Annotated in this window: 13 protein-coding genes; 6 read left to right on the top strand and 7 right to left on the bottom strand. The window is 61.8% G+C overall.

The window, feature by feature from the left end; genetic code table 11:
- The 3 genes from AB1E33_RS11175 to AB1E33_RS11165 all read left to right on the top strand — a co-directional run bounded on the left by AB1E33_RS11175 (window position 1) and on the right by AB1E33_RS11165 (window position 2092).
- On the top strand, window positions 1-552 hold the full coding sequence (locus AB1E33_RS11175; RefSeq protein ID WP_372577357.1) for a pyridoxamine 5'-phosphate oxidase family protein: 552 nt from the start codon (window positions 1-3) through the stop codon (window positions 550-552).
- Window positions 552-1229 carry a DNA alkylation repair protein gene (locus tag AB1E33_RS11170; protein WP_372577356.1) on the top strand — a complete coding sequence of 226 codons (678 nt, stop codon included), beginning with the start codon at window positions 552-554 and terminating at the stop codon, window positions 1227-1229. The genes AB1E33_RS11175 and AB1E33_RS11170 overlap by 1 nt, the downstream gene beginning before the upstream one ends.
- Window positions 1230-1327: 98 nt before the next feature.
- The gene (locus AB1E33_RS11165) at window positions 1328-2092 is read left to right on the top strand and encodes a nuclear transport factor 2 family protein (RefSeq protein WP_372577355.1); all 765 of its coding nucleotides are present in this window, start codon (window positions 1328-1330) and stop codon (window positions 2090-2092) included.
- Between the two features lie 180 nt (window positions 2093-2272).
- Here the strand turns inward: AB1E33_RS11165 and AB1E33_RS11160 are convergent, their stop codons facing one another.
- Together AB1E33_RS11160 and AB1E33_RS11155 are read right to left on the bottom strand one after the other, a co-directional pair.
- Complete coding sequence (locus tag AB1E33_RS11160; RefSeq protein WP_372577354.1) at window positions 2273-2731, bottom strand: hypothetical protein; 459 nt, start codon at window positions 2729-2731, stop codon at window positions 2273-2275.
- 541 nt (window positions 2732-3272) lie between these two features.
- Window positions 3273-3716 (bottom strand): hypothetical protein, encoded by a 444-nt coding sequence (locus AB1E33_RS11155; protein WP_372577353.1) that lies wholly within the window; start codon window positions 3714-3716, stop codon window positions 3273-3275.
- 91 nt (window positions 3717-3807) lie between these two features.
- On the opposite strand from AB1E33_RS11155, the gene moaA reads away from it, so the two are divergent.
- From moaA to AB1E33_RS11140, 3 genes are read left to right on the top strand one after another with little or no spacing between them, the layout of a single operon-like run.
- Window positions 3808-4815: a GTP 3',8-cyclase MoaA gene (gene moaA / locus AB1E33_RS11150; protein ID WP_372577352.1), complete on the top strand. Its 1008-nt coding sequence runs from the start codon at window positions 3808-3810 to the stop codon at window positions 4813-4815.
- Window position 4816: 1 nt separating this feature from the next.
- Complete coding sequence (locus AB1E33_RS11145; RefSeq protein ID WP_372577351.1) at window positions 4817-6133, top strand: 3-deoxy-D-manno-octulosonic acid transferase; 1317 nt, start codon at window positions 4817-4819, stop codon at window positions 6131-6133.
- A gap of 41 nt (window positions 6134-6174) precedes the next feature.
- The gene (locus AB1E33_RS11140; protein WP_372577350.1) at window positions 6175-6609 is read left to right on the top strand and encodes an acyl-CoA thioesterase; all 435 of its coding nucleotides are present in this window, start codon (window positions 6175-6177) and stop codon (window positions 6607-6609) included.
- A 116-nt stretch (window positions 6610-6725) separates the two neighbouring features.
- Here the strand turns inward: AB1E33_RS11140 and AB1E33_RS11135 are convergent, their stop codons facing one another.
- The 5 genes from AB1E33_RS11135 to AB1E33_RS11115 form a co-directional block, all read right to left on the bottom strand.
- The gene (locus AB1E33_RS11135) at window positions 6726-7889 is read right to left on the bottom strand and encodes a M20 aminoacylase family protein (RefSeq protein WP_372577349.1); all 1164 of its coding nucleotides are present in this window, start codon (window positions 7887-7889) and stop codon (window positions 6726-6728) included.
- 98 nt (window positions 7890-7987) lie between these two features.
- Window positions 7988-9334 carry an NAD(P)/FAD-dependent oxidoreductase gene (locus AB1E33_RS11130; protein ID WP_372577348.1) on the bottom strand — a complete coding sequence of 449 codons (1347 nt, stop codon included), beginning with the start codon at window positions 9332-9334 and terminating at the stop codon, window positions 7988-7990.
- The gene (gene argE, locus AB1E33_RS11125) at window positions 9331-10497 is read right to left on the bottom strand and encodes an acetylornithine deacetylase (RefSeq protein ID WP_372577347.1); all 1167 of its coding nucleotides are present in this window, start codon (window positions 10495-10497) and stop codon (window positions 9331-9333) included. Before argE ends, AB1E33_RS11130 begins: the two co-directional genes overlap by 4 nt.
- 81 nt (window positions 10498-10578) lie before the next feature.
- On the bottom strand, window positions 10579-11679 hold the full coding sequence (locus tag AB1E33_RS11120; protein ID WP_372577346.1) for an MFS transporter: 1101 nt from the start codon (window positions 11677-11679) through the stop codon (window positions 10579-10581).
- A gap of 115 nt (window positions 11680-11794) precedes the next feature.
- Entirely contained in the window at window positions 11795-13072 is a 1278-nt protein-coding gene (locus AB1E33_RS11115) for a DUF3422 family protein (RefSeq protein WP_372577345.1), read from the bottom strand.
- Between the last annotated feature and the right edge of the window lie 124 nt (window positions 13073-13196).

The following is a 13196-nucleotide window of genomic DNA, read 5'->3' as shown; positions in this document are numbered from 1 at the left end:
ATGGGAAAACAGTTCCCCGCAATCGACGACGCGCATCGCACGTTCATCGAAGCACAGCACATGTTCTTCACCGGCTCGGCCGGGCCAGAGGGGCGGGTCAATATCTCGCCCAAAGGGATGGAGTCGCTGCGGGTGATGGGACCGAACCGCATCCTGTGGATGAACCTGACGGGCAGCGGCAATGAAACCGCCGGGCATCTGCTGGAAATCAACCGCCTGACGCTGATGTGGTGCTCTTTCGAAACGCGCCCCATAATCCTGCGCGCCTATGGCACCGCCCACACCGTGCAGCAGGGCGATGCCGGCTGGTCCGATCTGGCCCAACACTTCCCACCCCATCGAAGCGCAAGGCAGATCTTCGATGTCGACATCGAGATGGTCCAGACCTCCTGCGGCTATACCGTCCCGCTCATGGACTACCGCGCCGACCGCGACACAATGCAGAAATGGGTCGACGGCAAATCCGACGCGGACATCCGCCAATACTGGGCCGACAGGAACCAGACCACCCTCGACGGCAAACCAACCGGCGTTCCGGTTCGAGGGGCCTGATGCTCGCGGCCCATCTCGACCAGCTCAAAGCTCATGTTGAGCCCGGCCGCGCCGAACAGAAAGCGGCCTATCACAAACAGACCCGTGCGGTTCTGGGTGTCCCCAACCCGGCGATCAATGATCTGACCAAGGCGTGGCGGCAGGTGCTGAGCCTGCCGGAGCGGATCGAACTGGCCGACGCGCTGTGGCAGAGCGATATCTTCGAGGCCCGGATCGCCGCCGCCAAGCTGCTGACGCAGGCCCGCATCCGCCCCGATGATGCAGTCTGGGAATTGTTGTGCAGCTGGGTGCCGGAATTCGACAGTTGGGCCATTGCGGACCACGCCTGCGGGGCCATCTCAAAACGGCTGGTGGCCGATCCCGCGCGTCTGGATCAGGTCGAGGGCTGGACCGGGTCGGAGCACATGTGGACCCGCCGCGCTGCGCTGGTCTCCACCCTGCCCTGGACCAAACAGAACAACCCCAAACCGGATGATCTGGCCCGCCGCGACCGTATCCTGGGTTGGGGCGCCAGCTATGTGCCCGACCGCGACTGGTTCATCCAGAAGGCGGTGGCCTGGTGGCTGCGCGACCTGTCCAAACACGACGCGCCGCGGGTCCGAGCCTTTCTGGCCGAACATGGCGAGGCGATGAAACCCTTTGCCCGGCGCGAAGCGGGAAAGTATCTGGACCGCTGAGTTTTGGGGGGTGGCAAAACCCTTCGCCCCTTGCCCACTATCACGATTGCGCGCAGTCTCAGCGGCAAGCCAAGCCCAAAACAACAGATTGTCCAGCCATGCCGCAAGCAAACAAAGACCGTGTCCGTGCCCTGCTCAAAAGCATCGAGACCGGCGATCCGGAACCGATCTCGGTCGTGAACGAGGCCAAGTACATCCAGCACAATCCGCAAACCCATGAAGGTAGCGAAGGGTTGGCGGCGCTTTTCCAGCGTCTTTCGAAAACCTCGCCGCGGGTGAATATCGTGCGGGCCTTCGAGGATGGCGATTATGTCTTTGCCCATACCGAATATGATTTCGCCACCCGGCGGATCGGGTTTGAGCTGTTCCGGTTCGAGGATGGTCAGGCGGTTGAACATTGGGACAACATCCAGCCCCGACTGGGTCCGAACCCCACCGGGCGCAGCATGGTGGACGGCCCGACCGAGGCCAGCGATCACGCGCTGACCGAGGCCAACCGCAGCCTTGCCCGCAGCTTTGTCAAAACCGTGCTGATCGGCGGGATGCTGGACAGGATCCCCGAGTTCATCCCAGAACAGGGTTATATCGAACACAACCCCCGGCTCACTGATGGCCGCGCCACTCTGATATCAGCACTGGAAGAGACCGAGAATGGCCACCGCATGATCGACTATCACCACCTGCACCGCGTCGTGGTCGAGGGGAATTTCGTACTCTGCGTCAGCGAGGGGGAATATGCCGGCCAGCACTGCGCCTATTTCGACCTGTTCCGGGTCGCCTACGGCATGCTGGTCGAACACTGGGACACCACCGAAAAGATCGCACCCCGCTCGGAGTGGAAGAACGACAACGGCAAGTTCTAAGGTAGATCGAACGAAAAATTGTTGTTCACGCCCCGCGGCCTGAACTCGTACTATGCGGGACAAAGTGAGCTTTCGCTGCACTTGCTCGCGTCACAACAAACCTTGCTTCGCGCTTACCCAAAACTAACCGATGCCACTCTTGGTGTTTCCTTCAAGAGCTCAGTTCGTTTCGCCACCTATTCAATTTAAGGCCCAAAGCACTTCATCAAATTCAGTCGACACCGTGTACTTGATAACATCCCATTGATCTCTATACAGGAAAGCCGACCATGCGACAAAAACACCTGCTCCGCCGGGCGCTTCAAAGAAGGACACCTCATTCACAAGGACTGGGGATTTCTTTTCAGAGAACAGTGTCGAGCAATAGCTAAAACCAGACGGGAACGCCTCAAACAGTGCGTCAATAATGGATTCCGCATCCGGATGCTCTTCGGAAGAGAATCTGTCCGTAAGCTCAAAGAAATACCTGTAGTTGCCTTGAGCAAAAACAGACTTAATTTTCTCTAGCTCCGGTACGTTGCTACCAAGCATTTCGCATTGAGTTTCCGCTTTCGCATCGCTCGCGGCCCAAAAGAAAACGAAAGTCACAGAAAGAAGGAGAAATTTGAGTAGCTTAAATACCGAATTGCGCCCTTGCACTATTTCCTAGCCCCTTGAATCTGCGCGGTCATTGGCGCTCAACTTGATATAACTTCTACTGATAGGCAATCCCGTCCCTTGCCTGGCCGTACCATGCAACACGATGGCAGCATTGTACGGGTCTTGGATGAATAACTATCGCCCATGAGTAGTTACTTTGGGCTCAAACCGGTCATCTTATAGTTTCGGTAGGTCATTGAGGCGGTTCAGCTCACTCGGGTGTCGGCTGTTCGTGCAATCCCAACTTTTGCGCGAACCGCGCGATCGCCAGACCACGGGCGGCTTCGCCTTGATTCCGCGCGGGAGATCCTCCGCTATGGGCTCCAACTTGCCATCCTGGCTGGGCTACAGCTCGATGCCGGTTCGATTTCACTCCGACAGACCGGCAGCGTATTTATTCTCCTGAGCAGCAAAACTCCCGTCCACCGTCGAAAGTCTAATCGGGAATTACTTAGTCCGTTGCCGATGCAGTCAAAAATGCGACATACCACAAGTCGCCTGACATCCGAAACATGCGTCTGTTCGGATGCGCGCTCAGGTCCTAATTGGCATAGACGTCCAGCTCAACCAGCTGGTCGATCGGCGCCAGCAGCGCCCGCATCGCCTCCAGTGACAACCGGCTGCCTGCGGTGTCCTCGCCCTCGATCGGGATCAGCGTAACGAAGGCCGAGGCCCCAGTTTTGCGCACCACCACCCGACCCGAGCGTTCGAGACTGACCAGCGGTGTCTCAAGCCAAACGCCGGGCTTCAATACGTCGCCCAGACCCGCAATCGTCTGCTTGGCTCCGGTCCAGCCCGGATCGAACTGCTCGGTCGCGACGACCTCCTCGACCTCTTCTGGGGAATCAGCCTCGGGCGTTTCCACCGTCTCGTTACCTGATGCAGAGGATGACCCGCTGAACAAACCATCCGTCGTGTCGCGGATCTGCGCGCATCCGGCAATCAGGATCAAAGCGGTCAAAGCGGTCAAAGCTAAGTATCTCATGCCGGAACCCTAGCCAGAGACGACCAGCCATGCCAGACCCAATACATGATGCCTCTTGCCGCAGGCGGGGCTGCGCTTTACGTATAGCGCCATGACAGCACCCCTGATTGACCCCTTTGCCCGCGCCATCACCTATCTCCGCGTTTCGGTTACCGACCGCTGCGATTTTCGTTGCGTCTATTGCATGTCCGAGAACATGACCTTTCTGCCCAAGAAAGAACTGCTGACGCTGGAAGAGCTGGATCGCATGTGCTCGACCTTTGTGGGGCTTGGCGTGCGCAAGCTGCGCATAACAGGGGGTGAACCGCTGGTACGGCGCGACATCATGACCTTCTTCAACGGTATGACCCGGCATCTGGACAGCGGCGCTTTGGATGAACTGACGCTCACCACCAATGGCTCGCAGCTGGAGCGGTTTGCCGATCAGCTCTATGCGGCGGGCGTGCGGCGGGTGAATGTCTCGCTCGACACGCTGGATGAGGCCAAGTTTGCCGATATCACCCGCTGGGGCCGCCTGAAACAGGTGCTGCGCGGAATTGACGCGGCACAGAAGGCTGGGCTGCGGATCAAGATCAACGCCGTGGCGCTCAAAGGGTTCAACGAAGAAGAACTGCCTACGATCACCGAATGGTGCGCCTCCCGCGACATGGACCTGACCTGGATCGAGGTCATGCCGATGGGCGATATCGGCAACGAGGACCGGCTGGGCCAATATTGGTCGCTCAAGGATGTGCGGGCCGAGTACGAGAACCACTATACAGTCAGCGACCTGACCGAACGCACCGGCGGCCCGGCCCGTTACGTGCGGCTGGAGGAGACCCGGCAAAAGATCGGCTTCATCACGCCGCTTTCCCACAATTTCTGCGAAAGCTGCAACCGCGTGCGCCTGACCTGCACCGGCGAGCTTTACATGTGCCTCGGGCAAGAGGATATGGCCGATCTGCGCCAGCCCCTGCGCGATCACCCCGACACCGAAGCGCCCCTGCAGGACGCTATCCGAGCCGCCATCAGTCATAAGCCCAAGGGCCATGATTTCGACTATTCCCGGCAAACGCTCGATGGCCAGATGCCCCGGCATATGAGCCACACGGGCGGCTGAGATGCCCGAAGAGGGCGTCACCCCGACGCCGCTATACCGGATATACGCTGCCGTCACCGGCGCGCTTGGCCCGGTGGCATGGCGCCGCGTGCGCCGCAAGCTCGACGTGGCCGGGATCGCGCCCGAGCGGCAGCGCGAGCGATTGGGCCAAGCTACCCTGCCCCGCCCTGAAGGGCAGCTTATCTGGTTTCACGCGGCCAGCGTGGGCGAAAGCCTTTCAGTGCTCACGCTGATCACCCGGATGGGTGCAGCACTGCCGCAGGCAGAGTTCCTGATCACCTCGGGCACGCCCACCTCAGCCGAGTTGGTCGCCAAGCGCCTGCCACCGCGCACCCGGCACCAGTTTGCCCCGCTCGATACCGGATCGGCCGTCCGCCGGTTCTACGATCACTGGCACCCACAGGCAGGCATATTCGTCGAAAGCGAGCTCTGGCCGCGCATGTTGGTCGAGGCCGACCGGCGTGGCATAAGACTGGCCCTGCTCAACGCTCGCCTCTCGCAGAAATCGGTGCAGGGATGGCAGAGATTCCCGGGCACCGCCCGGTTCATCCTTGACCGTTTCACGCTGTTTCTGACCCAGAACAGGCAGACCGCCGACAACCTCCTCGCCATGGGCGCCGACCCGGACCGGGTACGCCCGGGCAGCAATCTCAAGGCCACATCGGCGCCGCTCCCGGTGGATGAGGCAACCCGCGATGCGCTGCAGTCCATGATCGGGAACCGCCCGGTCTGGGTCGCAAGCTCGACCCACAAGGGAGAAGAGGAACAGGTGCTGCAGGCCCACAAAACCCTGCTCGCCGCGCATCCCGACCTGCTCTTGCTGCTGGTCCCCCGCCACCCAGAACGCGGTGACGCGGTGCAGGGGCTGATAGATGCCGCGGGCCTGACTTCCGCCCGACGCACCTCGCAAGACCCGATCACAGTGCAAACCCAAGTCTACATGGCCGACACGCTGGGCGAGACGGGAACCTGGTACGCGCTCTGCAAGCTGGTCTTTCTTGGCGGCTCGCTGCTGGAGATCGGCGGCCACAACCCGTTCGAACCCGCGCACGCAGGGGCCGCGGTGATCACCGGGCCGGGATATTACAACTTCGCTGAAACCTATGCCCAAATGAAGCAGGGTGGCGGCGCGCGAGAGGTTCACGATGCCGACAGCCTCGCCCGCGCCGTCGCGGGCTGGCTGGAAAACCCGGCGCAATTCGACGGCGCTCGACAGGCTGCCTCGGCCTATGTGGCGAGCCAGCGAAACGCGCTGCAGGCTGTTATCGATAGCCTGTGTCTAGAGCTTGAACTGACCGGACCCGCAGAGACCCGCTGACCCCTGTTCCCATTCCGATCCGACATTTCAGGTCTCTCGACATGCAAGACCTCAACTCCAAACTCGCCGAATATCCCGATCCCTTCTGGAGACGTTTCAAGGTCATGCAGGCCGACCTTGACGGCTTTTGCCATGTCAATAACGCGATCTACCTGAATTGGCTTGATGCCACGTTCTGGGAACACACCCGCGCGGCCGGACAGAGCGAGCAGGCCTGCATTGACCAGAACCGCAGCATGGCCGCCATCCCGCACGAGATCGACTACCTGTCTTCCGCCTTTCTCGATGACGACGTGGTCGTCTTTAACCAGATCGCCTTGAATGACGGAAAGCCGCGCGCAAGCCGGCGCTTTCAGGTGGTCCGGCTGGGTAACCGCAAAACCGTCCTGTGTGCAAGATCGAGCTATGAATGCACAATCCTGACAACAGGTGCCCCACCCGCATGCCAGAAATTTCCAGAACCGCCTATGGCGTGAAAATCCCTAACGAGACTTAGCGCCCGCCGCGTCCTGATCCGCTCTTCATCTGGCCAAAGGTATCCCGGGGAATCGAGCGGCGCGATGGGGGCAGCGCCCCCCTGCCCGCCTTCAACTCACGCCGCGGGCATCCGCTGTTCGACGATCCCGGCCCACCAGCTGCATCCGGCGGGAATGGCCTCGTCGTTGAAGTTGTATTCTGGGTGATGCACCATCGCCGTATCGCCATTACCAACAAGTATATAGGCGCCCGGACGTTCCTCGAGCATGAAGGCGAAATCCTCACCGCCCATCACCAGCGGCGCGTCCTCGCAACTGCCTGAGACATCACGCGCCACGCCAGCGGCAAACTCAGTCTGCGCTTCGGAGTTCACCATCACCGGATAACCGCGATGATAGATCACTTCTGCAGTGCCGCCGAAGGTCATTGCAATACCAGAGCAGATCTCCTTGATCCGCTGCTCGGCCAGATCGCGCATTTCAGTGCTCATGGTGCGCACAGTGCCTTTCAGAAAGACCTTCTGCGGGATCACGTTGAACGCGTTGGACGAGGTTTCGAACGAGGTGACCGATACGACAAGCTGATCGGTCGGGTCGGCATTGCGACTGACAATGGTTTGCAGCGCCAGCACCAACTTGGACGCCATCACCGTGCTGTCAACGGTGGTCTGCGGCTTGGCAGCATGACCGCCCTTGCCCTCGAGCGTGATCTCGAACTGGTCGGTGGCGGCAAAGAACGCGCCGGGACGGATCGCAAAGCTGCCCACTGGCTGGCCCGGCCAGTTATGCATGCCATAGACCTCCTGAATGCCCCAGCGGTCCATCATGCCGTCCTCGCACATCTCGCGGCCACCTCCGCCGCCCTCTTCGGCGGGTTGGAAGATGATCACGGCGGTGCCATCGAAATTGCGGGTCTCGGCCAGATATTTTGCGGCCCCAAGCAACATGGCGGTATGCCCGTCATGGCCGCAGGCATGCATCGCGCCGGGCGTTTTCGAGGCATAGCCCAGCCCCGTCGCCTCGTGAATCGGCAGCGCATCCATATCGGCGCGTAGCCCGATCACCTTGCCCGCGCTGTCGGTCTTGCCTTTGATGACACCTACCACCCCGGTCCGACCGATGCCGGTCACAACCTCGTCACAGCCGAATTCCCGCAGCTTGTCGGCCACCAGCGCGCTGGTGCGGTGGGTGTCGAACAGAATCTCGGGGTTCTCGTGAATGTCGCGACGCCACGCGGTGATTTCATCCTGCAGCTCTGCAAAGCGGTTCTTGACTGGCATAACTTGCTCCTGCGATTGCGGCCCGCGGGCCGATACCTGTTGTCCCGATCACATATGCGCCCCGACCTGCACGTCCAGAGCGAAACAAGCCAAAAAGATCAGAGTTCCGGCCCCAACTCCAGCGCCGATCCGTCGCTGAACCGCGATAGGCGGAACCGGGTCAGATCGTGGCCGGGCGCGTTGCCGGTCACCAAGTCGGCAATGATGCGTCCAAAGGCTGGGCCGATCCCGAAACCGTGCCCGCTCATCCCGGTACAAATCATCAGGCCCGGCAGCGCTTCGGCGCGATCCACCACCGGCACCACGTCGGGCATCGTGTCGATCATCCCGGCCCAGGCAGCCGAGGCCCGCACCGCGCCAAGCGCCGGAAAGAGGCTTGAAAACCGGTCCAGTATCTGTCCCACCTTGCGCCTATTTGGTGAGGGGTTCAACACGCGGCAGCGCTCGAAGGGCGAGACCTGATCACCCGACCAGTGCCGTTTGGTACCCCAGGCATCGGGGAAGTCACGCGGGGCGGCAGGCAGATAGCGCCGCCCGAACGGGTCCATGCACAGTTGCGGCCAAAAGGCGCGCGCGGCACGAAACGCGTCCGGGCCGATCCAGAGATCATGCGCGTCCCCTTCGGCCAACGAATAACCGCCATCGACGCGTCTCCGCAGGGCGATCTCACCGAAATCCGCCCCGCCCGCATAGACATCCGGGATTGGGGTCGTGGCCACCACGGTGGCGCGCACCGAGAGCTGCGGGATACCTATCCCATGCCGCCGCAGAAACAGGTTGGACCAGGCACCGCCCGCCACCACCACATCGCGTGTTGCGATCCGTCCGGCCTCGGACACCACGCCCGCGACGCGCCCGGCCTGCACGTCCAGAACCCGCGCCGCGCAGTTCTCGCGGATAACCGCGCCTGCCGCCACAGCCGCCCGCGCCAGCGCCGGGACCGCCATCCAAGGCTCGGCCCGCATGTCCGAAGGCGTGTGCATCGCGCCGGGCCAGGTGCCCTGCGCCTGCGGGATCAGACCCGCCAGTTCGGCCCCGCTTAGCATTCGGGTATCAACGCCGTTTTCGCGCGCGTGCGGCAGCCAGCCTTCGAACCCGGCCAGTTCTTTTTCGGATCGCGCCACATAGGTCAGGCCGCAGGGGCGCAAACCCAGATCTTCGGTCAACTCCGTCTGCAATTGATGCCAGATCTGGTTGCCCTCGACCATGATCGGAAGCTCGGCGGAGTCGCGGCCCATCTGGCGCACCCAGCCCCAATTGCGCGCCGATTGCTCGCCCGCGATACGGCCCTTTTCCAGCAGCACCGGGCGCACGCCTTTCTGTGCCAGAAAATAGGCGGTCATCACTCCGATAATGCCACCGCCAATGATGACGACGGGCGCGCTTGAGGGCAGCGCCGCGTCATGTTCGATCGGCGACATGTCGGTGATTGGAATGCCCTTCATCTCGACAGATGGTCCAGAAGCGCGATCATGAAATCCTGCCCGGCCCGAAACTGCTCGACCGACAGGAACTCGTTTGCCTGATGCGCCTGCGCGATGTCGCCGGGGCCACAGATGATAACGGAATATCCGGCATCCTGAAACTGCCCGGCCTCGGTGCCGTAGCTGACCACATGAGTGCCATTGTCACCGGTCAGCGCGCGGGCCAGAGCCTCTGCCACGCCTTGCTCTTCGGGCACCAGACCGGGGACCTGGAAGGCGTCGCTGATCTCGATGTGGGCATCGGGGTGCACCTCTTGCATCTCGGCCTCGACCTCTCCCGCGAAAGCCCGAAAATCGGCTTTCCAATCGTTCAGCGAGACACCCGGCAAGGTTCGGCACTCGATGAAGAACCAGCAATCCTTGGCGGTGATGTTGCTGGCGGTACCACCTTCGATCGTGCCCACATGCTGGGTGGTCCAGGGCGGATCGAAGAGCGCAGCCGTCGCGTCACGCGGAGCCGCGCGGTTCAGGCGGTTGCGCTGATTGGCCCAGTCGATCAGCCGCGCCGCTTCATGCACCGCACTCACCCCCTGATGCAGCAGCGAGCTGTGCACTTCGAACCCGTGCACATGCACGTTCAGCCCGACATCGCCCTTGTGCCCCGTAACCACCTGCATCATCGAAGGCTCGCCTACGATGACAATGCGCCCCTTGGGGACGACCGGTTCCATCGCCCGGATCAAATGCGGTGCACCGATGCAACCGATCTCTTCGTCATAGCTCAGCGCCAGTTGCAGCGGCGTGGTCATCTCGCGCCCCTGCGCCTCGACCAGGGCCCAGATCGCCAGCGCGTCGAAGCCTTTCATGTCGCACGTGCCGCGCCCGTAATAGCGGCCCTCGGCCTCGACCACCTCAAACGGATCGGTGTCCCATGTCTGTCCATCCACCGGCACCACATCACTATGGCCCGAAAGGACCACAGCCCCTTCCTGCCACGGCCCTGCATGGGCAAAAAGCGCGGCTTTTTCCGGCTGACCCGGCGCTTGCATCCGGTGCGCCGTCACGCCATGGGCGATGAGATAGCCCTCAACCCAGTCGATCAGCGGCAGGTTCGAATCGCGGCTGACCGTGGAAAAAGACACCAGCTTTTCCATCAGCGCGCGCGGAGACAGTTTCTCGGTCATGTAACGCCTCTTGGCAGATCGTTCCGAGGGGGTGTGCGCACGCTAAGTCGCGGGGCAAGCAGCTGTCAAACCGAATGAATCCTAATCAGCGCGCGGGCGCAGCGCACTGGCCAGCAGCACGATCACAAGCGCCAGCGGCACCAGCACAGCCAGCGCCAGCCGCAGCGAGGCCAGATGCGCCAGAAACCCGATCACCGGCGGCCCGATCAACAGACCTCCATAACCCAGCGTCGCCACGCTGGCGATCCCCTGGCCCTGCGGCACATCCGGATCATTGGCCGCACGGGTAAAGGCCAGCGGCATGACCACGGCATACCCCACGCCCATCAGCCCAAGCCCCACCAACACGATCGAAGGGGTACCTGCGGTGACAACTGCCGCTGCCCCGACGGTTGCAAATGCCCCGCCCAACCGCGCCGCGAAGACCGGACCGAGTGCGCCGATCACCCAGCCGCCCACAAGACGCACCGCCACCATGGCAACCGAAAATACCGCATAGCCCAATGCCGAAACGCTCTCTGCCGCACCGATGCTATCGCGCAGATAAATCGCGCTCCAATCAGCAACCGCGCCCTCGCCCATTGCACCGCAAAATGCGGATAGCCCGACCAGCACAAGAACCCCGGTCGGAAAGGCAAAGACCTTGCCGCGCGAAAGATCCGAGCGTTGCGAGGTCCACCGGATGCGGGCGACCGCAAGCGTCAGCACTGCAACGATGGCCCCCGACACCATAAAATGCGCCAGCACAGACATCTGCGCCTGAACCGCCGCAAACCCGCTGAGCGCGCCCAGCCCGGCCCCCAGGCTCCACATGGCGTGGAACGACGACATCGCCGCTTTCCTGAAGTGCCGGTCAACTTCCGCGCCCCAGGCATTCATCGCCACATCCATCGACCCATGGCTGGCCCCGAACAGAAAGAGGGCAAGACACAGGAACGCGAAGCTACCCGCCACGCCCAACAGGATCAGGCTGAGCGCATAAAGGACGCCCACAACCAGGGTGACGCCATATGCCCCAAACTTGTCAACCAGCCGCCCTGTGATCGGAAAGGAACAGACCGCGCCCGCCGCCAGAAACAACAGCGCCACCCCCAAGGTTTCATGCGACAGCGACAGAGCGTCGCTCACCGCCGGGATGCGCGACGCCCAGATGCCGAAATAGGCACCGTTGAGGACAAACATGGACGCCACTGCGCTCCACGCTCTTGGAAACCGGACCATGTGGTGACCTTTATGCGAGAAGGCCAACGGCCCTTTCAGTGAGTCTTAGCGGCGAAAGCGCGGCCTGAACAGCGGATCACTCCAGGTGTTTACGGATGCGTTTCACCATGAGCCAGACCGCCGCGATAACCGGCAGGGTCACCCCGGCGGTCAGTGTGGTCTTGGAGAGGCCCAGCTTGGTCAGCGGCCCCAGCAGATAGACCGCCAGCGACACCGCGTAATAGCTGATCGCCACCACCGACAGCCCCTCGACCGTATGCTGCAGTCGCAGCGCCAGATCGGCGCGGCGGTCCATGCTTTCCAGCAGTTCCTGATTCTGCGCGCTGCGTTGCACATCAACCCGCGTTCGCAGTAGCTCACCGGCGCGCATCGCCCGATCTGACAGGCTCTGCAGCCGGTTCTGCGTAGATTTGACCGTTCGCATCGCCGGGTCGTAGCGGCGTACCATGAAATCCGACAGGGTTTGGCGGCCCAGAAACCGTTCTTCCCGCAACAGCTGGATGCGCTGGTTCACGATGGCTTCATAGGCGCCCGTCGCGCCAAACCGGAACGAAGCGCGCGCCGCCATCGTCTCCAACTCGGCGGCGGCAGTCAGAAGGTTCGGCAGGGTCTCTTCGGCCGGGGCCGCCTCATTGGCCATCTCACCGGTCAGTTCAGTCAGCTTTGTGTCCAACTCGCCCAACCGAACCCCCATCTTGCGCGCATCCGCAAAGCCCAGCATCGACATCGCCTTGTAAGTCTCGATCTCACACAATCGCTGCACGATTCGGCCCACCCGCCGCTTGTCGGTTCCGTCCGTGACAAAGACCGCCAGTCGCACATGTCCCGCCGGATCGATCCGGAAATCCCCGGCCACCACCGCCGCATCGTCCAGCACATGTGCAACCGCGAGGCTTTCAGGCACAAACCAATCGCGCAGCGACGTGATGATCCTTGGCATATCGGGACGGCGCATGACGCGCAGAGCGATCGAGGTGATCCGCTGCCCCGGCGCACTCTCCAGCCAATCGGCCGGAAACACCTCGAAATCGGCCGGGTCAAAAGCCCGGCTACTGACCCCATCCGAAAAGGCGGTATAGGCCACGAACTCGGTATGCTGCTCCCATTTTAGATGATGGCGACCAAGTGTGCCCGAGAAATGCGTGGCCCCCGGTTGCGGATGCTGCGTGCCGTGCCGGTCGAGCAGGTCGAGAAGATGCGCGTGCGCTTCCTCGCGTGCGACACCATTCACACCATCGGGATGTTTGATGGCAAGATAGACTGCCGTGCCTGGCGCCGTGGCGACCGGAAAGGGTCGTGCGTGCAGCTCATTGGCGATCGCGTAGCGCAGTGGGTGGTCGTGAATGGGCGGCATGTCTGGCTCCAAGTAATCGACCTCACTATAAACACTCCCACTCAGTGAGAAAATATCTTTTTATTTCAATATTCTACCGGAATACCGCCGCATACATCTCTTAGCCATCCCCGTTCCAACCTTC

Source organism: Ruegeria hyattellae (assembly GCF_041537925.1).
GTDB lineage: Bacteria > Pseudomonadota > Alphaproteobacteria > Rhodobacterales > Rhodobacteraceae > Ruegeria_C.
This window is presented reverse-complemented; position numbering and strand designations above follow the sequence as displayed.